At 56.6% G+C, this 22,071-nt stretch carries 19 protein-coding genes; 14 read left to right on the top strand and 5 right to left on the bottom strand.

The window, feature by feature from the left end; genetic code table 11:
* Positions 1 to 37: 37 nt before the first annotated feature.
* The 11 genes from mreB to OSO_RS0108350 all read left to right on the top strand — a co-directional run bounded on the left by mreB (position 38) and on the right by OSO_RS0108350 (position 13,965).
* Positions 38 to 1,087 (top strand): rod shape-determining protein, encoded by a 1,050-nt coding sequence (gene mreB / locus OSO_RS0108295; protein ID WP_029246782.1) that lies wholly within the window; start codon positions 38 to 40, stop codon positions 1,085 to 1,087.
* A 54-nt stretch (positions 1,088 to 1,141) separates the two neighbouring features.
* Positions 1,142 to 2,098 carry a rod shape-determining protein MreC gene (locus tag OSO_RS0108300; protein WP_010582954.1) on the top strand — a complete coding sequence of 319 codons (957 nt, stop codon included), beginning with the start codon at positions 1,142 to 1,144 and terminating at the stop codon, positions 2,096 to 2,098.
* Positions 2,095 to 2,637, top strand: a complete 543-nt coding sequence (locus OSO_RS0108305) for a hypothetical protein (RefSeq protein ID WP_010582955.1) — start codon at positions 2,095 to 2,097, stop codon at positions 2,635 to 2,637. Before OSO_RS0108300 ends, OSO_RS0108305 begins: the two co-directional genes overlap by 4 nt.
* A 60-nt stretch (positions 2,638 to 2,697) precedes the next feature.
* A complete protein-coding gene (locus OSO_RS0108310) occupies positions 2,698 to 4,980 on the top strand; it encodes a peptidoglycan D,D-transpeptidase FtsI family protein (protein WP_010582956.1) in 2,283 nt (760 codons plus the stop codon).
* Between the two features lie 94 nt (positions 4,981 to 5,074).
* Positions 5,075 to 5,959, top strand: a complete 885-nt coding sequence (locus OSO_RS0108315) for an SMP-30/gluconolactonase/LRE family protein (RefSeq protein ID WP_010582957.1) — start codon at positions 5,075 to 5,077, stop codon at positions 5,957 to 5,959.
* A gap of 126 nt (positions 5,960 to 6,085) precedes the next feature.
* On the top strand, positions 6,086 to 6,526 hold the full coding sequence (locus OSO_RS0108320; RefSeq protein WP_010582958.1) for a RidA family protein: 441 nt from the start codon (positions 6,086 to 6,088) through the stop codon (positions 6,524 to 6,526).
* A gap of 455 nt (positions 6,527 to 6,981) precedes the next feature.
* Complete coding sequence (locus OSO_RS47640) at positions 6,982 to 9,447, top strand: protein-disulfide reductase DsbD family protein (RefSeq protein WP_010582959.1); 2,466 nt, start codon at positions 6,982 to 6,984, stop codon at positions 9,445 to 9,447.
* Between the two features lie 75 nt (positions 9,448 to 9,522).
* Positions 9,523 to 10,338, top strand: a complete 816-nt coding sequence (locus OSO_RS0108335) for a formyltransferase family protein (RefSeq protein ID WP_157605095.1) — start codon at positions 9,523 to 9,525, stop codon at positions 10,336 to 10,338.
* Between the two features lie 152 nt (positions 10,339 to 10,490).
* On the top strand, positions 10,491 to 11,585 hold the full coding sequence (locus tag OSO_RS0108340) for a phenylacetate--CoA ligase family protein (RefSeq protein ID WP_010582961.1): 1,095 nt from the start codon (positions 10,491 to 10,493) through the stop codon (positions 11,583 to 11,585).
* A gap of 48 nt (positions 11,586 to 11,633) precedes the next feature.
* Positions 11,634 to 13,070, top strand: coding sequence for an aldehyde dehydrogenase family protein (locus tag OSO_RS0108345; RefSeq protein WP_010582962.1), 1,437 nt, complete (start codon positions 11,634 to 11,636; stop codon positions 13,068 to 13,070).
* 7 nt (positions 13,071 to 13,077) lie between these two features.
* Entirely contained in the window at positions 13,078 to 13,965 is an 888-nt protein-coding gene (locus OSO_RS0108350) for an ABC transporter permease (protein WP_050986048.1), read from the top strand.
* A 21-nt stretch (positions 13,966 to 13,986) separates the two neighbouring features.
* Here the strand turns inward: OSO_RS0108350 and OSO_RS0108355 are convergent, their stop codons facing one another.
* Positions 13,987 to 14,682, bottom strand: a complete 696-nt coding sequence (locus OSO_RS0108355) for an SOS response-associated peptidase (RefSeq protein ID WP_010582964.1) — start codon at positions 14,680 to 14,682, stop codon at positions 13,987 to 13,989.
* Positions 14,683 to 14,766: 84 nt separating this feature from the next.
* Between OSO_RS0108355 and dprA the strand changes: the two genes are divergently transcribed.
* The 3 genes from dprA (at position 14,767) to pdxH (ending at position 18,253) form a co-directional block, all read left to right on the top strand.
* Positions 14,767 to 15,915 carry a DNA-processing protein DprA gene (gene dprA / locus OSO_RS0108360; protein WP_010582965.1) on the top strand — a complete coding sequence of 383 codons (1,149 nt, stop codon included), beginning with the start codon at positions 14,767 to 14,769 and terminating at the stop codon, positions 15,913 to 15,915.
* 243 nt (positions 15,916 to 16,158) lie between these two features.
* Entirely contained in the window at positions 16,159 to 17,550 is a 1,392-nt protein-coding gene (locus tag OSO_RS0108365; RefSeq protein WP_157605096.1) for a dicarboxylate/amino acid:cation symporter, read from the top strand.
* A 64-nt stretch (positions 17,551 to 17,614) separates the two neighbouring features.
* Positions 17,615 to 18,253: a pyridoxamine 5'-phosphate oxidase gene (pdxH, locus tag OSO_RS0108370; RefSeq protein ID WP_010582967.1), complete on the top strand. Its 639-nt coding sequence runs from the start codon at positions 17,615 to 17,617 to the stop codon at positions 18,251 to 18,253.
* A gap of 18 nt (positions 18,254 to 18,271) precedes the next feature.
* Here pdxH and OSO_RS42680 read toward each other — a convergent pair whose 3' ends face one another.
* From OSO_RS42680 to OSO_RS42685, 4 genes are all read right to left on the bottom strand, one after another.
* Positions 18,272 to 18,601: a Uma2 family endonuclease gene (locus OSO_RS42680; protein ID WP_050986049.1), complete on the bottom strand. Its 330-nt coding sequence runs from the start codon at positions 18,599 to 18,601 to the stop codon at positions 18,272 to 18,274.
* A gap of 5 nt (positions 18,602 to 18,606) precedes the next feature.
* On the bottom strand, positions 18,607 to 18,795 hold the full coding sequence (locus tag OSO_RS52245; protein ID WP_157605097.1) for a PDDEXK family nuclease: 189 nt from the start codon (positions 18,793 to 18,795) through the stop codon (positions 18,607 to 18,609).
* A 237-nt stretch (positions 18,796 to 19,032) separates the two neighbouring features.
* Positions 19,033 to 20,364, bottom strand: a complete 1,332-nt coding sequence (locus tag OSO_RS0108385; protein WP_010582970.1) for a coproporphyrinogen-III oxidase family protein — start codon at positions 20,362 to 20,364, stop codon at positions 19,033 to 19,035.
* Positions 20,365 to 20,542: 178 nt separating this feature from the next.
* On the bottom strand, positions 20,543 to 22,039 hold the full coding sequence (locus OSO_RS42685; protein WP_010582971.1) for an ArnT family glycosyltransferase: 1,497 nt from the start codon (positions 22,037 to 22,039) through the stop codon (positions 20,543 to 20,545).
* Positions 22,040 to 22,071 lie beyond the last annotated feature (32 nt).

The raw sequence follows: 22,071 nt of genomic DNA on the forward strand, positions 1-22,071 counted from the left end.
GCGGGTTGATTGCGATCTTGACAAGGCTGATGCACGGATGCTGAATCGTCTTAGACGCTGGTTGAGTCCCGACCTGGCCATTGATTTGGGCACGGCGAATACGCTCGTGGCCATTCAAGGCGAAGGCGTGGTGCTCGATGAGCCATCCGTCGTGGCGTTGCAGCAAGGCAGCCGAAAAGTGCTAGGCCGCGGAACGGCTGTCGGCAAACTCGCCAAACAGATGCTCGGCCGCACACCAGATTCGATCATCGCGGTACGCCCCATCCAGGATGGCGTCATCACCGACTTCGAGCTTTGCGAAGCGATGTTACGGTACTTCATTCAAAAAGCCGGTCGCACGACTCCCGGATTCAGGCCCAACGTCGTCATCGCCGTTCCGGGCAGCATCACCAATGTAGAAAAGCGAGCCGTCTTCAATAGTGCCGAACGTGCGGGTGCGGGACGTGTTTACCTGATCGATGAATCAAAAGCCGCCAGCATCGGAGCGGGGCTTCCGATCTCGGAACCGCTGGCCAGCATGATCTGTGACATTGGCGGCGGCACGACAGAAGTCGCGGTGCTCAGTCTGGCCGAAATCGTTTCCAGTAAATCGCTACGCGTCGCGGGCGATGAACTAGACCAGGCGATCGTCGACTACATGAAACAACATTTCGCCTTGCGAATCGGCGAACAATCGGCCGAACAGCTCAAAATCAAAATTGGCTGCGCCTATCCGCTGGACCAGGAACAAACCTGCGAAATCCGCGGCCTCGATATCGTCAGTGGCGTGCCCCGCAAAGCCATTGTGACCAGCGAACAGATTCGTGAAGCACTCCGACAGCCGCTGGAAAACATCATGACCTGCATCAAGAGTGTCATCGAACAGTGCGATCCAGAACTAGTCGCCGACCTTTCAGACACCGGAATGGTTCTCTCTGGTGGCACCGCCCTGCTACCCGGTTTGTCACTGCTGTTTCAGGAGCAACTGGGCATCCCCGTTCGAGTCGCCAAGGACCCGCTGCGGGCCGTCGTCCGGGGAGCCGCGATCTGCATCGAACACCTGGCGCAATGGAAGGATGGTCTCGAAACCAGCAATCGAAATCTGTGAACGTCGACACAAGGCATCTGAGCATCTGTCTGCCACGAAAAACGCGAACGGGCCATGAAATCACGCATTTTTCTTACTGCATTCGGGCTGACGCTGATTGGCGCCGGCCTGCACTTTGCCCCCCATAATGTGGCGACGGGCCTGCGCGGCGCCATTCAAGACATCATGCGCCCCGGTTGGCAGGTCGCTCGCTTCGCAAAAGACGCATTTGCCCGGCAATTGCCTCATTTGAACGTCTCCTCGCCCGTTCGATCCGACCAGAATTGGGAGGATCTGGCCGATCAGCTTGCCGCCGAACAGGAACGCAGCCGAGCTTTGCAGACACGACTCGCTCAATTGTGCGAACGCTACGTGTCTGATGAAGAGATCACGCGCGCGAGCGCCAAATCAGACCGCCTGCTGCTGCCGTCACTCGTCGAAGTGGCCATCCTGGGCGACACCCTGTCGGAACAGTGGCGCGCCGGGAAGTTTCTCGATCAGGGTTCCAAAAATGGCCTGCGAGAAAATGAACTCGTCCTGTCGACCCGCAAGTCTCGCAAAACATTGATCGACTTCGGCGAAGATGCCAGTATTTCCACCGAAGACGCACTCCTGCTGGGACGCTACGTCATCGGCAAAGTCGAAAACGTCGGCAAGTGGACCAGCACCGTGCTGCTCGTGACCGACGCCCACTATCGCGGTCGGGCACAACTCATTCGTGAAACGGATGACGGGCAATTCGTATTTGGCGAAGCGCGAGGCATTTTAAAGGGCCAAGGCGGCCCGTTGTGTAAGCTTGAGGGGATTCCCGCCGAGAGTTCCGTTCATCTTCACGATGCCGTTTACACCGCAGAACGAGACGGCATCCTTCCCACACCGCTTTACTATGGTGAAGTCGTCGAAGCCACACTCGGTTCGGACGATCGCGAATGGACGGTGCTCGTCAAACCGGTCTCACTCCCCACGTCGCTCACCAAGGTTCAAGTTCTGCGGACGGCGCTCAATCCCGATCGAATGGCGGTGTCGGAATGAGTCGTACATTGCTCTTGCTCTGTGCCGTCTACTGCGTTCTGGTCTTGCAATCGAACCTGATTTCGGCGCCGCTCGATTTGTCGATGCCAGTCTGGCTGCCCGGGCTCGCCCTCGTCGGATGCGAGGCAATTGCCAATCCGACAGCCGCCGTCCTTTGTGCAGCCGTCATGGGTTTGGGCGTCGATGGCCTGGACCAGAATCAGTTGGGAATCCATACGGTCCTGACGACATTGATCGCGGCCGTACTCGTGACGATCAATCGTCACCGTAGTCGCTATGGCGTCGTTTGGTTCGCAATGACCGTCTTCATCAGCACCTTTTGCTGGCGTGCCGGCTCCACCTTGATTCATGAGTATCTTGATCGCCGATCATATGACCTGAATCCCACCGTGGTGACCCCAGCCACAGAAGCCGCCGCGACAGCGTTCGTCGGGGCGTTCTTGATCCTCGTCGTCAGCCTGCCTCAAACCTTCCGGAAAACGGCCCGACCCAAATCCGTGTCGTTAACGAATCGCTGGACGATGCTGACCGGTGGATAACGCACGGTCATGACAAACCTTTAAGCAGCGGCAAATCGTGCCCTTGCGACCGGCCGAAACATGTTGAATCGCCCTGTAACGCCGTGGTCAGATGAAACATCCCCCGAGATCTCGGAATGGGATACCGATCGGAATCCGCGCATACGGCTGGGATTACTTTGGATCGCCATGTTCCTTCCGGTCCTTCTCGTCGTGGGACGCGTCGCCCAACTGCAGATTTCGCTTCAAGAAGATTTCGCACGGGGCTTTTCGCTGACAACTAGCCAGACCGAAGAAATCCCCGCACGCGACGGACGAATTTTGGCGGCAGACGGCAGCATCCTGGCTGACGATGTTCGTCAGTACGATGTGTCGATTCATTACCCGGCGCTCGTCTATCCCCCCGATGACGAATGGATCACCAGCAAGGCCAAGCAACGGCTCAGTAAACTCGATCGTCGAATCGCCGAGAAACTCGCCGAAGAAAAACGAAAAGTCTTGAACGAACTGGCGGAGTTCTGGACACGAGTGGCGGCGCTGACGGAACGCTCCGTCGACGATCTCGACGAAGCGCGACAACAGGTGCAAACGCGCGTCGAAGCCATGAAGGCGGCTGTCGCACGTCAACATCGTGAACGTCATTTGGCTGCTGCACGCGCGGATCTCGATGCCCGATCGCACCAGTCGTTCTGGTCTGTGATTGGGCAACAGATTCTGCAGAAAGTCGAAGATCGCCACGATCACCGGCATGGACCACGATTGATTTCCGAAGAAACCGAGCACCATACCGTCATCAGCAACGTCACGGTCGATATGATGGAAGAAATCCAGGCACATGGAGAACTGTATCCTTACGCACAAATCGTCATTCGAACCAAGCGGGTTTACCCGCAAGGCGAACTGGCATCTCATCTGATTGGGTATCGTAAACCGATCACCGACGAACAACTGCAAGATCGAAAAACGAAGTACCCCGACGGCGATCCACAGGATTATCGACTGGGCGACCCCTATGGTCTCGATGGGCTTGAACGTTCCTATGATTCCGTCCTGAAAGGAATTCGCGGACGCCGCACACTGATCAAGAATCGTCGCGGGGAAATCCTCGAAACACGCATCGATCGCGCACCCCAACAGGGACGAGACCTGGTCCTGACAATCGATACCGCAATGCAGCGCAAAGCAGAACGATTGACCGACGAAGCGTTGTCACAAGTCACACTTCCGGGAACAGTGGATCAGGAACGACCGCACGGGGCACTGCGACACGCCACACGACCGCGAGGAGCTTGCCTGGTGGCGATGGACGTGAATACCGGCGCGATTGTGGCCGCGGCATCGGCCCCACGGTTCAACTTGAACCTGATGGTTTCGAGCGATGCCGAAGCCTGGAAGGATTTGGTTTCTGATCCGCGTAGTCCCCTGATGTCACGCATCACGCGAATCCCGCTGCCGCCCGGATCGGTCTTCAAACCCATTTCCGCCGTCGCCACCCTCGAGAGCGGCGTCATGCATGCCGAGACACTGTTCGATTGCCGCGGATACCTTGATAATCCCAAACAATTTCGTTGTTTGCCATTCGTACACTACCAGCGAGGCCACGGTTCACTGGATCTGGCAGGTGCCCTCTGCCGATCGTGCAACGTTTACTTCTATTCCGCTGCCCGTCGTATGGGACCGCAAACGCTCGTTGACTGGGCCCGCGAGTTCGGGATCGGTGAACCAACGGGAATCGACTTGCCGTCGGAATCTGCGGGACATCTCCCTGCCCCCGATCAGCCCGCGAAATCCGGCTCAACGCCCTCGAAATGGAAACCTGTCGACACGCTGCAACTTGCGATCGGTCAATCGACACTCGAAGTGACGCCATTGCAAATGGTCCGAATGATCGCCGCCTTCGCCAATGATGGCCACCTTGTTCGCCCTCATCTCGCAGCAAATTCCGGCCCTTCCAACATGGACGAAGCCGACTCCGTTCGGCAGTCGCTGACCACGGACGGATCGCGTCCCGTCCGGGGCCTACACCCGGGAACCCTTGAAGCCGTCCGAGAAGGTTTGGTCATGGTCGTGCACGATTCGCACGGCACGGGTTACAAAACCATCCGCCTGAAGGAAATCTCCATTGCGGGAAAGACCGGGACGGCGCAAACGAACGGTGTCGATCACGCCTGGTTTGCGGGATACGCCCCCGCTGAACGGCCCAGATACGCATTTGTGGTCGTCGTCCAAAATGGCGGTGGTGGCGGCAAAGTGGCGGGTCCCGTCGCACGTGAATTCGTCAAGGCACTGATGGAAGCGAAGTTGCTCGCCAAGCCGCCGGAACTCGCCAGCGACCACCGAACAAATCGAAGTGCCAACGACTGAAAGAGGGAACAATCCAGGACTGAGTTGACGATCAACGTACCCAGGCGACAGGATACGCTGACGGCCGAATTGAAAACCTCAGGAGAAGTCCCACATGCTACCCTTTGCCTTGGCGATGTTGCTCGCCAGTCAGGCGAACGAAACCTTGTTCGTCGCGACGCCACTGACTCAACCCCTGCAGTTCACGCCAGGGATCGAGGGTCCTCAGTGTGATCGTGAAGGGAATATCTATGCCGTCAATTTCGAGAAGCAACAGACGATTGGCAAAGTGACGCCCGCCGGAAAAGGCGAAATCTTTGTGACGCTGCCGGGCGAGAGCGTCGGTAATGGAATCGTGTTCGATCTGCAGGGACGGATGTATGTCGCCGACTACGTGGGACACAGCGTCCTGCGCATCGACATGAAGACGAAGAAGATCGATCTGTTTGCCCATGACGACAGCATGAATCAACCCAATGATCTGGCCATTGCCGCCGACGGAACCTTGTATGCCAGCGATCCAGCCTGGAAGCAGGGTACGGGACAACTCTGGAAAATCGACACCACCGGCAAGATGCAGAAAATCGCCGAAAACATGGGGACGACCAACGGAATCGAAGTCAGCCCCGACGGCAAAACATTGTTTGTCAACGAAACGACGCAGCGAAACGTGTGGGCGCTGCCCATTAAGCCCGATGGGACCGTCGGCGAAAAGCGGCTCTTGAAGAAGTTTGACGATTTCGGCTTCGATGGCATGCGCTGCGACGTCGACGGAAATTTGTACATTACGCGATACCGCAAAGGGACCGTCGTCGTACTTTCGCCCGCGGGTGAAATCCTTCGCGAAATCGACGTGCTCGGCAGCATGCCCAGCAATATTTGTTTCGGCGGACCCGACGGCCGAACCGCGTATGTCACCGAAGTGGAACATACGCGTCTGGTCCAATTCCGCGTCGACAAACCGGGCCTGGCCTGGAAGCGATCGCGAATCGAACACTAGCGCCCCCTTTTTTCGCGAGGACACGTTCCCGCGACAGGTGCTGGCTCGATGGATTGAACTCGATGGAGTTCAACGTGCCTGCACATCCGTTTTCCTCATTTTTGATATCAGGATCGATTCACGACCATGACGCCACAAGAAACCGCCGAAAAACTGGGCATCACCTTTGCAAAACAAGAGCCGGGCTATCTGAACCTTTGCATCCGTACCGGCAATCTGCTGATGTCCTCGGGACATGTCAGCGACCTGAAAGGAAAAGTGGGAGCTGGCGTCAGCGTCGAAGAGGCCTATCAGGCGGCACGCGACTGCGTCATCAAGATTCTGAAATCGGTGCATAACACCCACGGAACGCTGAATGGTCTACGGGTTATCAAGTTGTTGGGCTGCGTGAATTCGACGCTCGAATTTCATGAACAGCATCTGGTCATCAACGGCGCTTCAGACTTGCTGCACGAGATTTACGGCAAATCGGGCGACGGTTATCACGCGCGCAGTGCGCTGGGATTCGCTCAACTTCCCACAAATGCAGCCGTGGAAGTCGAAGCCATTTTCGAAGTCAAGTCGTAAGCGTCTGTTCGATCCGGCCACCGAAGATGCTGACACCCGGCAAATTCGATGGCCGGATCAGTACGTCAAACTCGGCAGATCTCCACTTCGGATCGACCCGTGCCGCTTGAAATCACCCAAAAATGTTGATTTCCGGACCGCACCGACGACGATCTGCGACTGACGGACGACCTGTTTTTCCCTAAGTCGACATTGGGCCATTGGCCAAGTGCGGCTAAGATATACCCCAACGGCTGGGGGGATTCCGACGTATGAACCCCTGCCGTTGTAGCGTCCCGTGGCGCTGTGAACATGGTCGCTGGCAATCCAGCTCAAATGGGATTTGGGCTCGACCCACACCTGACCTGTGAGCGGCGCAAAGGAATGGCAAAGGAGACACGGACGTGGTGAGTTTGGCTCACCCGATACGAATTCCTTCGCGGGGGCTGCCAATGATGTCTCGCAGGATGCAAATAATGCGCTGTTCTTCCATGGATTCCGGTCGCCAAACCAGCTTAGTCACGGTCCTGCAGGCCGCTCTGGTTTTTGCCACAGTGATGATCTGCCCCGCATGGGCACAACTCGGCAATTTCGAGGATCTGCTCGAGACCAAGCCTCGGCCTGGAAAATCGGTGAAGGCCGTGTTTACCGCGACGCTGGAACCTGCCACTGCGAAGCCTGGTGATGAAGTCACCTTGACCGTTTCCGCCAAGCTTCCCCCCAAGAGTTACATCTACGCCACAACCGGCGAATTCGATCAGCGCACACGCATCACGACGAAAAAAATCGTCGGACTGGCCGCCGTCGACAACGAATTTCAGCCTGACCGTAAGCCTGAAACGGCACCTGATCCGATCTTGAATCAAGTGATTTCCAAGTTCCATGGCGACGTTTCATGGTCGAAGAAATTTAAGGTCGAATCAGAAGTCGATCCCGCGAACGTCGCCGTCGAACTCCAGCTTGAAGGGCAATACTGCTCCGAGGGTGCTGGCGGATCATGCACACCGATCCGTGGCATCGATCTGCACGCGAACCTCGTGAAGGAGACCGGGAACGCAAAACCCGCTGACGAGGCGGCAGTGAAATTCTGGTACCGCGATCGGCCGATCAAAGGAAATTCGAATCCCGTTGAATTCGAATACCAGCTCGGACCAAAGAAAGAGTCCGCGGGAAAAATCGTCGTGCTGTCGATCACGATGCATCTGGATCAGGGTTGGCACACGTTTCCAACCTACGAAGGTGCCGGGGGACAGCCCACGGCATTCGACCTCAAGACGGTCTATGGGCTTAAGGCAATCGGGGACGAGTTCAAACCCAATCGTGAAGTCGAACATAAGCAAGAAGGCAACGACAAGCTTCAGATTTATCATGATCAGGTGACATGGACTCAGGAATTTGAAGTCCTCCCCGACGGTCGCCCGAATGCTTATGGCATTGAAGGCGCGATCAAGTACCAGGTCTGTTCGACCAGTTGCATTCCCAAAAACACCAAGTTCTCGCTGGGTGTCACAAGCGATGACATCCAACCGCCTGCCACGGTCGATTTCTATGAAGAACCCACCGCGCCAACAGAAGTCGTCGCCGCACCCCGGATTCAAGATAAAGGTTTGATCTTCTTTCTGCTGACGGCCGTTGGCGCCGGTCTGGTGGCCCTGGTCACCCCGTGTGTGTTCCCGATGGTTCCGATTACCGTCAGCTTTTTCCTGAAACAAAACGAATCGACCGGCACCCGCCCGATTGCCCTGGCACTCGTCTTTTCCGCATCGATCGTTGCGGCGTTCGTCGTCATCGGAGTGGGGATCGCGGCGATTTTTGGTGCCACCAAACCGAACGAACTGGCCAATAACTGGATTCTGAATCTGTTCCTGGCGTCGGTTTTCTTTACCTTCGCCCTGAACATGCTGGGTTTATTCGAAATCCAGGTGCCAAGCTGGCTGGTGTCGATGACCTCGACCGGAGAGCAGGCGGGCGGCTACCTCGGTGTCATCTTCATGGCGTTGACGTTCGTGCTGACCTCGTTCAGTTGTACGTTTGCCTTCGTGGGTTCGCTATTGGCCGCCGCCGCGCAAGGGGAGTACTACTGGCCCGTGCTGGGAATGCTCGCGTTCGGAGCCACGTTCGCAATGCCGTTTTTCGCACTGGCAATGGCCCCCGGGATGCTGAAATCCTTGCCCAAAAGTGGTGGTTGGCTGAATGCCGTGAAGGTTGTGATGGGCTTCGTCGAAGTCGGTGTCGCCGTCAAATACATCAGTATTGTCGACCAGCAGTGGAATCCAGTGCCCTGGATCTTCGATTTTACCAACGTCATGACGCTTTGGTCCGTGCTGTCGATCTGCACGGGACTTTACCTGTTGGGCCAGTTCCGTCTGACCCATGACTCGCCCGTGCAGGGCCTGTCTCCAATACGCGTCCTGTTGTCCGTCGGCTTTTTGCTACTGGGTGGACTCTTCGCGGTGGGAATGGCCAATCCAGATCGCGAATCCTGGTTCGTCGACCAGCTTGTCGCGTTTGCTCCCGCGCGAGTGACCGAATCCGAGTTTGAAACGGACTTTGATGCCGCCGTGCTGAGCGCGATGGCCACGAACAAGCCGCTCTTTATCGACTTCACCGGCGTCTTCTGCACCAATTGCCGCCTGATGGAAAAGCGGATGGCAAAGCCGCACAACCATCGTCGTCTTCAACGGTTCGTCCAAGCGCAGTTGTACGCCGACAAGGTTCCCAACAAGCCGGATCAGGCGGAAGCGGACCGAATTCTGGCCCGCAATATCGGGCTTCAAACCGATTGGTTTGGCGATGTGACGTTGCCTGCCTACGCCGTGGTCACACCCGACGGGAAAACCATTCTGAGCAAGTTCCTGGGCCTGGAATCCAAAGAAGGCGACTTCGCCAAGTTTCTGGACGAAGGGTACCGCAAATGGGACGCGATGCGCCCCGCCAAATGATCGGGGCGTCGCCTTCGGATCACACGCCGTAACGAACCGTTAGGAACCGGCCGAAACCCTTTGAAAGCGACGCCAGTGACAGACTGTTCGGACACCGCATCTCGCTGTCGCACCGTGCTGATCTGTCATGCCGACGACGACTTGAACCGGGAAGGACTGGCGCGGTGGCTGGCGACTACGACAGAACTGGTCGGCGTCGTGATTCTCGAGGAACCAGCCAAACGGATGCGACGACGCATCCAGCGAGAAATCCAGCGTGTGGGGTTGGTTCGGTTTCTCGACGTGCTCGCGTTCCGGGTCTACTACAAGTTGTTCCTGGCCAAACGCGACCATGCGTGGGAACGGACGACGCTCGACCAATTGTGCGTGCAATTTCCGCCCCTTGGGCCATCCACACGGATCCTGCACGCACCTTCGCCGAATTCGAAAGAGGTCGAACAGTTCCTACAGAGCTTGACGCCCGACATCGTTATCGCCCGGTGTAAATCGCTGCTCAAAGAAAGCGTCTTCACAATTCCGAAGTCTGGCACGTTTGTCATGCACCCCGGAATCTGCCCCCAGTACCGCAACGCCCATGGATGTTTTTGGGCACTTGCCCAAAACGATCGCGGCAATGTGGGGATGACCCTGCTGAAGATCGACAAGGGAATCGACACCGGCCCCGTCTACGGTTACTACAGATCCGAATTCGACGAAACGCAGGATTCACACCATGTGATCCAGCACAAAGTCGTTTTCGATAACCTTGATGCGCTGACGGCCAAGCTGAACGAAATTCAGGCGGGGCGTGCGGCCCCGCTCAGCACTCAGGGGTTACCCTCGGGCGAATGGGGCCAGCCTTGGCTCACCGCATACTGGAAATACCTTCGCGACGCCCGAAAGCGAGCGTAATCCTCACTGGCAGCGTGGCAATCCTTTCCGATCATGCTCAGAATGCCGTGCGACAGTCCGCAGGGAATCCCTGTGAAGTTTGAAAACGCCACTCTTGCTACTATGATTCTCAGACAATTGTTTTCGTCCCACCGCTCCAAGAGGTCCCGCCCGTGAGTCAACTTGCCGAAAAAATTGCTGCCGCGAAAGCTCAACTCGACGCCCACACAGTCGAATCCGTTCAGTGGCACTTTCATGAATCGACGGGAAGCCCTTATTGGCTCGAAAAGGCGAAGACCTTCAAGTTCGATCCACTGAAAGAAGTCAAATGCTTCGATGACCTGAAGAAGTTTCCTCACTTCGAAGACGAAGAACTGCGTGGCGGTCCAATCAATCGCTGGATCCCGAAAGGTTTGGCAGGCAAGCCCGCCTACGTCTTCGAGACCGGTGGGACGACCGGGATCCCGAAGAGCCGCATGGTGATCGAAGATCACTGGATCGATTACGAGAACTTCAGCGACACATTGCCGGACGAGTATTTTCCCAAGGGCTCGAACTGGCTGATGCTCGGCCCTTCTGGTCCTCGTCGACTGCGACTGGCCGTTGAACACCTGGCTCAACATCGCGGCGGAATCTGCTTCTGCGTGGATCTCGATCCACGCTGGGTGGTGAAACTGCTAAAGAAAGGCAAGATCAAGGAAGCAGAAGATTATAAGGATCACGTCATCGATCAGGTCATGACGATCCTGTCTGCCAACCACGACATCAAATGCGCATTCATGACGCCCAAGCTGTTGGAAGCGCTCGCCATGCGGTTGATCGACGAGGGTTCAAGCATCGCGGAAACAGGAATTACGGGCATCTTCGCCGGGGGAACCGAATTCACACCGCAGTGGTACCGCACCTGTCGTGAAGAACTGCTCGGCCCCGACGTCTACATCACCCCCACATACGGCAACACGTTGATGGGCTTGGCATGCGGAAAGCCGTTCGATCCAGCCGACAACTACAAGATCACCTACTACGCCCCACAGCCGCGTGCGGTGATCGAAACGGTTGAGTTCAAGGACTACAACCAGCTCGTGGGCTATAGCCAGACGGGCCGCGTCAAGCTGTACACGATGACGAAAGAGTTGTTCATCCCAGGCTTCATGGAACGTGACGAAGGGGAACGCGAACTGCCCCACGATAAGTACCCCTGGGATGGAATCAGTGGAACCCGACCGTTCCACGAATACGCCAAGACGACCACCGTCGGCGTGTATTGATTGGATTTCGCAGTACAACTTAAGACCGTCTAACCGTGAGAGCTTCACATGTTCGATATCCCGATTCTTCGCTTTGGCCAGACCTACGAATCGATGGAACGACAGCCGGTGGTCCATTTTGACACCGGCGAAACGGTCGCCCAGCTACACCAGGCCACCGGCGCGATGGTGAAGCTGGATCTGAAGAAAGCACAAAAGGCGCGCGACGCCCTGCGTGCGGTTCCGATCCCCAAGCTAATCGACATCTGCAAAGCCGCAGCGCGGATGTACCTGGAAGAAACTCTTCCTTGCGGAAACGGATCACTGTCGCCTGCTGAGTTTTGTCGACTGCAGTCCGCTACCACCGGCCTGCCAGAAAACATGTGCGCGGCAAACATGCGAAAGAATGCGTTCGTGCTAGGGCACATGGATCAGGTGCTCGACGCCCTGACTCGCGGGCTGCCGTACGACATCCTGACGAATGGATACGGAAAAGAATCCCGCGGCGTCATGGTGTCATACCAGGCGACGACCCCTGTGTTCGGGATGGTCTTGCCGAACAATTCACCCGGTGTGCACACCCTATGGCTGCCCGCGTTGCCGATGCAGATCGGACTGTGCATTAAGCCCGGCTCGCAAGAGTTCTGGACCCCTTACCGCATTACCGAAGCGTTCTTCAAAGCCGGTTTACCCCGCGAAGCCATCTCGGTGTATCCCGGTGGACACGATGTCGGCGGCGCTGTGATGACCGACTGCAACCGCGCAATGATTTTCGGCGGACAAGCCACCGTCGATCAACATGCGGGCAACCCCCGTATTTCGGTGCATGGTCCTGGATTCTCGAAGATCATCCTCGGCGATGATGTCGTCGACCGCTGGGAAGACTACCTCGATTTGATGGTCGATAGCGTGTTTGCGAATAGCGGACGCAGCTGCATCAACGCCAGCGGGATCTGGGCATCGCGTCACACCAAGGAAATTGCCGACGCCCTGGCACAGCGACTGGGTCCCGTCGTTCCATTGCCGCCCGCAGACCCCAAAGCATCGCTGGCCGCGTTCACAACACCCGGCGCCGCCGACGCCATGAACGCGCAGATCGAAGAAGGTTGCAAGGCCGACGGCGTGACCGAAGTCACGGCCAAATATCGCAATGGTGATCGCCTGGATAAGCGGGAACGATGCGATTATCTGCGCCCGACCGTGGTGCACTGCACAGGACCTGACGTGCCTCTCGCCAACACCGAGTATATGTTTCCGTTCGTATCAGTGGTCGAATGCCCTCAAAACAAGATGCTCTCGCAAATCAAGCAGACTCTGGTCTGTACGGCACTGACTGATGACGCAAAATTCAAACAGCAATTGCTGGATGCGACACACATCGACCGCTTGAATATCGGCCCGGTCAAGACGGTTCAGTTGAACTGGCTGCAACCCCACGAAGGAAATATCGTCGACTTCCTGTTCCGCGCCCGTGCTTTCCAGAACACGCCGCCCGAAGCACACTGATGTCGGGGTGCCGATTCTTTTCGATGGAAAGCCCGCTCAATTTATGCCCCAGTCCAACGCCACGTCGCCCGATGCCGAAGTGATCGTGATCGATGCGACACGTTCGTTGGACTGGTTGGACCTTCGTGAATTGTGGCGGTATCGCGATCTGGTCTGGATCTTCGCGGTCCGCGACATCACAGTTCGCTATCGACAGACTGTCGTTGGGATCGCGTGGACGTTGCTGCAGCCCCTGGCGCTGATGTTCGCGTTGGGACTGTTCACCAAAATGATCTCGAGCGAGCCGGTGGAAGGGGCGGTCCCCACCCCGATCAGAACATTGACGGGACTGCTGCTGTATCAGCTCTTCGCAGGGATCATTACGGTCTCGACAAACTGCCTGCTCGACAATCGCCAGATGCTGACGAAGGTCTACTTTCCTCGCATGGCATTGCCTCTTGCGGCGAGCATGCGGCCACTCATCGATTTTGTGGTGGGAATCGCCCTCCTGGGGGCAATGATGATCTGGTTTGGCGTCACCCCCAGTCCACAGATCGTGCTCGCCCCAATCGTTGTCTTGATGACGATCCTGTCCGCACTTGGTTTCGGCCTGTGGCTGTCCGCACTGAATGCACACTATCGGGACTTCAGCCATATCGTGCCGTTTTCACTTCAACTGGGGCTGATCGTCAGTCCCATTGCCAGCGATTCGACACGTGTCCCGGAGGCATGGCGTTGGCTCTACTTCGCCAATCCCATGGCCGCACTTCTTGACGCATTCCGCTGGGCGGTGCTCGGTCTGCGATTTCCAGCATGGGACGAGTTGACCATCTCATTTCTCGTCTCGTCGATGATGCTGGTAACGGGCGTCTGGTACTTCCGCCGGGTCGATCGCTTTCTCGCAGATAGCATCTAGCCCGAACGCGTCGCAGGCGACTCAAAACAGTGTCCGAGGTTTCGGCACTGGACGAATGCATTCAGGCGAGTCATTCTTGACGCTGTTCACGAACGTGCTGACCGGAGTCTTGTCCAACTCAATCACGGTGTTCGGGACAAACAACTCGCTAAGGACCACCGGCCGCAGCGTTTGGCCTTGCAGCCAGATGTCCCAATCCGGTTCGGAAAGCATCACAGGCATCCGATCACCGAGTTCGCTCATGAACGGATTCGCGTCGGTCGTGATGATCGCACAGGATTCCAACCATCCACCATCCGGTCGCCGCCAGGTTTCCCAGATCCCCGCGAAAGCGAATGGTCGTCCATCGCGCCGAAAGATGTGCCAAGGCTGCTTGGTCTTCCCGGAAATGTGCTGCCATTCATAGAAGCCGCCGGCCGGAATCAAGCAACGACGCGAACAAATCGCCTCGCGAAATGCAGGCTTCTCGGTGATCGTATCACTACGTGCCAGCGTCATGATCGATCCGCTCGCCGCATCGCGTGCCCAACTTGGAACCAGCCCCCATTGCAACGGATCCATTTGCCGAACTCCACCGGGCTTCAGTCGCACGACCAGAATCGACTGCATCGGCCCGAGGTTATAACGCGGCGACCATTCGGGCTCACGAAACAGACTGAAGAACTCAGCCAATTCGGTGGGCGACAATTTCAGATTGATCCGTCCGCACACCGGCATCGTACTCCATGCAGAAACGTTAGAATTCTTGTTACTATTTTGCCCCAGATCGATGCGCCTCGTCCATCCTTCAGTGCGAAGAATATGCCCAAAGAACTGTTTCCTGACGACGTTGTCCCAGTCGTTCGTGATGCTGGCAGCGTACTTGACGTGTTGCGACTGAACCTGGTTCCGGGTCTTGGCCCACGAACGTATCAACTGCTGCTCGAACGATTCGGTTCGCCTTCAGCGATCCTGGCCGCATCGGTTTCACAACTTCAGGAAGTCCAGAACGTCGGCCCCAAGCTCGCCATGTCGCTGATCACACATGGAACCGAACAGGCGGCACGCCATGAGTTGGACAAGACGCGCGCGGCCGGTACCAATTTGATCGTCCGAGGAACACCCGAATATCCCGGGGCACTTGATCGCATTCCTGATCCGCCAACAGTGCTTTACTGCAAAGGAACACTGATTGAAACAGATGCGTTAGCGGTCGGTGTGGTCGGATCGCGGCACTGCACGGCCTATGGACGGCAGCAGGCATTCCGACTGGCTCAAGCGCTGGCACGTGCTGGCATCACGGTCGTGAGTGGACTGGCACGTGGAATCGATGCCGAGGCTCACAAAGGCGCGCTCGATGCCGGCGGCAGGACCATTGCCGTTTGTGCCACGGGCTTGAATACGGTCTATCCGCCCGAACATGTCGAACTCGCTGACTCAATCGCCAAGCAGGGTTGCCTGTTGACCGAATCGCCCATGGATCAAGCCCCCAAGTCGGGCCTGTTTCCTCAACGAAATCGAATCATCTCTGGGATCTCGTTGGGGGTTGTCCTCATTGAGGCCGGCCGCAGCAGCGGTGCCTTGCACACGGCCCGACATGCCATGGAACAGAACCGCGATGTCTTCGCGATGCCTGGACGCGTCGACTCCGAGGCCAGTCTTGGGTGCCTGGATCTCATTCGCGATGGTGCGACCCTGATCCGCGGCGTGGACGACGTCCTGAGCGCACTTGGACCACTCGTCAAACCCATACAGCGAACGCCGACCGAAACAGTCCGTCAACCGGCTGAACTGACACTCTCCGACCAGGAACGAACGATTCTGAACCTCGTGTCGGCCGAGCCCACCGCCGTAGACGAAGTGATTCGCACCGCCAACATCGAAACATCACGTGTACTCTCGACGCTGACCGTGCTCGAAATGAAACGTCTGGTCAGACGACTCGCGGGTGGGTTCATCGTGCGCTATTGAGGGACAACAACCGAAAAAACGGCAACGTAAGTCGCCTTCAATGGCGTGACCTCAAGCCCAATTGGAGATGGAATGCCCAACAGTGACGTCTCAAAGCGGTCTTAAGATTCATGCCATTTACGCGGCAAGTTCGTGAATTCTAGTTGAAACGCCAGTTCGGCGGCCTTTTTGTGGCGCGAGATGACGTTCGTCGCAGGGGCCGGTATTCTCTTGGTGCTCGGCCTCTTTCACGAAGGACTGTTGATGACCAACGAACACCGTCACGAATCTTCCCCCAAAGGACTGCCACTCCACACCAAGATTCTGATCGGACTGATCGTTGGGATCTTGGCTGGGCTCATTGCGCATTCACTGGGGAGCTCTGAGAAAGGAGGAACGAGCGACGGCAACTCCAATGGATTGGCCGATTGGCTCGACAATCTGATCTATTGGGTCGAGCCCGTCGGAAAGATCTTTCTGCGAATGATGTTCATGGTCGTCGTACCGATGGTGTTTTCCGCACTCGCGCTGGCGGTCGCGGATATCGGCGACGTGCGAAAACTCGGTCGCATGGGCCTGAGGACGCTGGGTTTCACGGCCATACTTTCCAGTTCCGCAGTGCTGATCGGCGTTGGACTCGTTGATCTCTTCAAGCCCGGAAAATATCTCGGCGAAACGCAAAGGCAACAACTGCTCGAGCAATACTCCACCGGCGCCGCCGACAAGATCAGCAAAGCGAAGGATGCAAAACCACTCCGCGACACACTGGTGGACCTGCTGCCTGAAAATCCGTTGCAAGAGATGGTAGGAGCGGTCGACGGCAGCTCCAAAGGCAACGGCATGTTGGCCGTCATGGTGTTCGCATTGATCTGCGGGATTGCGATCACCGCCAAGCCTGATGGAACGAAATCGTTCGTTGGCTGGCTAGAAGGCTTATATGAAATCTCAATGGCCGTCATCGGATTCGCGATGAAACTGGCACCATACGGAGCGGGCTGCCTGGTCTTCGCTCTGGCGGCCCAACTTGGGTTCGACATCCTGAAAACGCTGATGCTGTTTGTCATCACCGCCCTGACCGGCCTTGGCCTTCAGCTATTCGTCGTTTATTCGATCGTCCTGGTGGTCTTCGCGCGGATGTCACCTTGGAAATTCTTCTCGAATGCCTCTGAGGCGATTTTAGTCGCATTTGGGACTTCATCGTCCAGTGCGACGTTACCGACCGCAATGAAGGTTGCCAATGAAGAATTGAAGTTGCCGCAACGCGTGTCCAATTTCGTGTTGACCGTGGGGGCAACCGGAAATCAGAACGGAACCGCGCTTTATGAAGGAGTTGTCGTCCTCTTTCTCGCTCAGGTGATGGGAGTGGATCTGACCGCCAGTCAGCAGTTTACCGTCGTCTTGATGGCTGTGTTGGCCGGTGTGGGTACTGCCGGGGTGCCCGGCGGTTCACTTCCGTTAATCGTGGTCGTCATGCAATCGGTGGGAGTACCTGGAGCCGCGATTGGAATCATTCTGGGTGTCGACCGGATCCTGGACATGTGTCGTACAGTCGTTAACGTCACGGGTGATCTGGTCATTGCCGCATGCGTCGCACGCGCTGAACCGGCTGACATGCTGATCGCCGACGCCGGGCCCTCGGTCGACGTCTCGAAGTAGCAATGGTAACGCTTGACAATCGACGTTTCAGACTTTCAATCCTTGCACGCCGGTGGCCTCCATCATGCCTGAAGACTTTGTCCACGCCGAATTCACCTTGGGAACTCTCGATCTGGCCGACCTGGCGGCCGACCCAATCGAACAGTTTTCCAAGTGGTACCAGGACGTTCAAAAGGCCGGGATTACGGAATACCCGGCAATGACCCTGGCGACATGCTCCGCGGCGGGCCGACCCGCAGCACGAATTGTCTACCTTCGTGGATTCGACGCACGCGGATTCGCGTTCTACACAAATTATGACAGCCGTAAAGGGGAGGAAATTGGCCAGAACCCCTGGGCGTCGTTGTGCTTCTACTGGAAAGAGTTGGAACGACAGATTCGGATTGAAGGTCGCGTCGAGAAGGTATCCGAGCAGGAATCCGACGACTACTTCGCGGGACGCCCATTGAACAACCAATTGGGGGCCTGGGCCTCGTCGCAGAGCGGAACATTGGAATCACCTGCCGCATTGAATGCGCGCGTCGAAGAATTTCGACAACGATTCGCAGGCCAACCCATTCCCCGCCCCCCTCACTGGGGTGGCTATCGCGTCGTCCCTGACAGAATCGAATTCTGGCAGGGGCGCCCCAGTCGATTGCACGATCGATTTGCCTACGTCCAGTCGGCGAATGGAGACTGGGCGGTGAGTCGCCTGTTTCCCTGATTCCACGACCGAAATTTGCTATTCGATCTTCGCCAACAAGTGACGAATCGACATCGCAAAGCCCGGCAAGATCTGCCCACCGTCAACCGTCAACCGTATCATCGAATTCAACAGTGTTGCCGTGTGAACGTCGGAGTAGACCTTGATCGTTTTTTTACGAGGGCCAACGATCCAGACCAGCAACACACCCGCGCCGAAATATTCCGTCAGCTTGCGATCGATTTCCTTCTTCGAATTGCTTTTACTCAGGATCTCGATGATCAGATCTGGGACCCAAGTCGCCACGCTTTTCTTACGCGCGTCACCCTGATGGAGCCGATCGAACGAAACGAAGGCAACATCGGGCATTCGAATCAACCCGGCTTCAGTTCATGGGGTGCATCGGCTCCGAAGACCCGCCCCAGATTTCGCGTTTCAAGATCCGACCAGAGACAATGAATCAACCATCCACCGAGAACAGATCCAATTTGTCCCCCGGGCTTCTCCACGAGCGTGCCATCCACCAGTTCACAGCGAATCTCATTGTTCGCTAAGACTCGCAATAAGTCCTTCTTCTTCGCTCGTCCAGGAGGTGGATCAAGTCGCACGCGCTCGGGCGGAATGTCACCCAAGTTCGCGAGAAGCTATCCCATGTTCTCCGGCGGACAGCTCGTCCCATTCGAACTGATACCGAACACCGTTGACATCATCCCGCCCCTAGGTCCTGTGGGAGAGAGCGACAAACGCGGATAGACGAGACAATTGGCAATTGATCGTTTCGCGTGCAGCAATGTACGGTGTCAAGTATACCGCACTTCACGATGCTGCTCTTCAAAGTATTCTGGCAGCAGCGTGTCGGCCTGCAGCAGGCCTTTTCGCGTCAGGGCAATTTCATCGCCGTTGACGGTCAAGTATCCCTTGGCCGCTTGCGCCGCCAATGGCTTCGAGAACTCGTCAAGAATGTTCACACCAAACTTTTGGCGAAACGGCTCTGCCGAAATATGACCTTCCTTCATCTGCAGAATCATCTCACGAATCAACCGTTGATGGGCCGTCGGCCGCAATGCGCGATTGATCGGCAGTTCGCCGGACTCGACCGTCTTCAAATAGTCTTCGAGCTGGTCGAGATTCTGATAATGCACGCCTTGGAAGTGCCCGAATGACGAGACCCCCGCCGCGAGAAGGTCGCAACCACGCCAGACGTTGTCCCGATAGACAAAGTGATCTGTTTTCGGATTCTTAACGAGTTCATTTCCGCTCGAAACGTGATAGCCGTCGGCCATAAAGGCATTCATCGCTTCGTCGACCCAGCGGCGTTTTGTCGCCCAATTGGCCACCGGCGAAGCGGTTCCGTGTTCTTTCATGTCCTTCGAGATCAGCGTGTTGAACGGCAATTCCATCTGATAGATCGTCAGATTGTCGGGCTTCATCGCCCGCGCACGCTCGATGCAGTCGGCCCAGTTTTCGTCCGTCTCACCAACCATTCCGGCGATGAGGTCGATGTTGATCTGGGGAAATCCAACCTGTTGCAGCCAGTCATACGCACGCATGATCTCGGGCGACAAATGGGCCCTGCCATTTTCTTCCAGGATCTTGTCGTTGAAGTTTTCCACCCCCAACGAGACACGCGTGATTCCAATGTCCTTCAGCGTCTGGACTTTTTCCAGACTAAGCGTCCCCGGCTCACACTCAAACGTGACTTCTTCCGCATGATCCCAAGAGACCGATCGACTCAGTTCGTCTCGTAAGAACCGCAATTGACGCGAGCTCAGGTATGACGGCGTCCCTCCACCAAAGTAGACGAACTTCAGTTCACGTCCCGGAACGGCGGGTTGCTGTCCCAGAAGCTCGACCTCTTTCGCTAATGCCTCGACATAGCGAGTGATGGCGTTGGCGTTCTGATTGGTGTAAACGCGGAAGTAGCAGAACTTGCAGCGTTTGCGGCAGAACGGGATATGCAGATAGAGCCCCAAGGGGACTTTTCGATCGGGTTCGGATGCGAACGCATTCCGAATCTCGGTCACGTCGTTGCGATTCCAGAGCGAGAACGGAGGATAGTTCGAAATAAAGTAGCTGCCGACTTCCGTCGATGCAGGAGCAATTTCAATCGGCGCCAGGATTTCAGCACTCATCAGGGTTTTTCCCCTTCCAGAAATTCGTCCAGGTCATTCGCTCTATTGGAACACCGTCCCACGAGGCTGTGCAAGCAATGCGTTGACGTCATTCGTTCAAACAAATGAATTGTTGGCGAAATGCATGGCTTCGGCAACCAGATGTTTCGCGATCCCGAAGATTCCAGCAGAAATCCCACTATTTCGGCGTGCGTTCGTAAGCAAACGGAAACGGCCGCTGCTGGTCACGGAACAAGTACAGGCGTACCGTTCGAAACGGTCGGCCCCCACGAGTCATCTCGATCGAAGGCAATTCGTCCACTTCACGGAAATAAGGAGCATAAATTGTATTCACATCATCACGAAGGTCGGTGTCGATCAGGATCCCGTCGTGACCGACCCAGTCTTCCGGCCGACTCCAATAGGCGAAGCCTCTCGCATCCCCTTGACGATAGCAGGTGACCGGGATGCGATTGCGGACGGCAAACGCCACTTGCCCGCTGTCGAACCAATGACTCGTGAAGAGAAACGTATTTGGCCGATCGATCAGGCCACGCTCCTGCAATTCTCGCCCCACGGAGTCCCATCCGCTGATTTCAATGCACGGATCACGGAACGGAAATTGGATCAGCCCGAACCGTGCTTGCACGACAAACGCCCCTGCGATGAGCAGCACGGATGCCGTCATGAAGTTCAGCCATCGTCGGACGACGATCGGCTCGCGAACCGATCGCGCGGCCCAGTCGGCACCCAGCATGGGAAATAGGGGAAGAAAGCCGATCAGTGGCCAATGCGGCAGAATCGGTCGCGTACAGGACACGACACCAAAGAGTACGAGAGGAACGAGAGCCTGACAGATCAGCAATCGTTCGATGCCAGTAATGGTACGAAACGACCGGAGGCGACCGATCAACGCCGCGATGAGGGAATACCAGATCCACGGCAACAGCAACGCCATCGGACCAAACAGCATCACGGCCAGTCCACCAATTTGGAGCCGTCCACCAACGGCGCGGCCGGTCTGAAATCCAAACGAAGCCCAGTCGTGTTGTGCATTCCAGATCAAGACGGGAACCAGTCCCAACAACCCGATGTCCGCCGCGAAATAGGGCCCCGGCGTCAAAAGGTTTCGACGTGCGGAGGGTGTCACAAGAATGTAGACCAGTGCCCCCAACGGCAGGAATACCGCATGGTACTTGCTGAGCATCGCACCCGCACACGCCAGACCAACCCAGAGCCATGGTACAAGGCGTCCCGGCGACGCGACAAGCGCCTCACTAAGCCGCCACATCGTAAGGAGCGCAAAGAACAGCAGCGGACCATCGGGCAGGACGAATGCCCCCGCGGCCGCGGTGTAGTAGGCGCTCAGATTCAGTGCGAGCGCGGCATAGAATCCTGCCCACTCGCCGAACCAGCGAGCCGTCCACGTGAACATGATCCATGTGGCCCCCCCGAACATCAGCACAAAACCGAAACGCAACGACAATGGATGCAACCATCCACCGAATGTCGAAATCCCCGCTTGAGCAACATAGCGCAGCATCGGCGGATGATCGAAGTAGCTCCAGTCAGGATGAACGGTGTACAGAAAATGGTACGCCTCGTCCTGTCCGGTCTCGAGAGTCGCCGCCCACGCAAGTCGGACCACCAGCGAAACGGCGATCAATAAGAACAGGCAACGTCGTGGACTGCTCATCACGGCGGAATTCCATTCGCAAAAAGATGAAC

The organism is Schlesneria paludicola DSM 18645, assembly GCF_000255655.1.
Classification (GTDB): Bacteria; Planctomycetota; Planctomycetia; order Planctomycetales; family Planctomycetaceae; genus Schlesneria; species Schlesneria paludicola.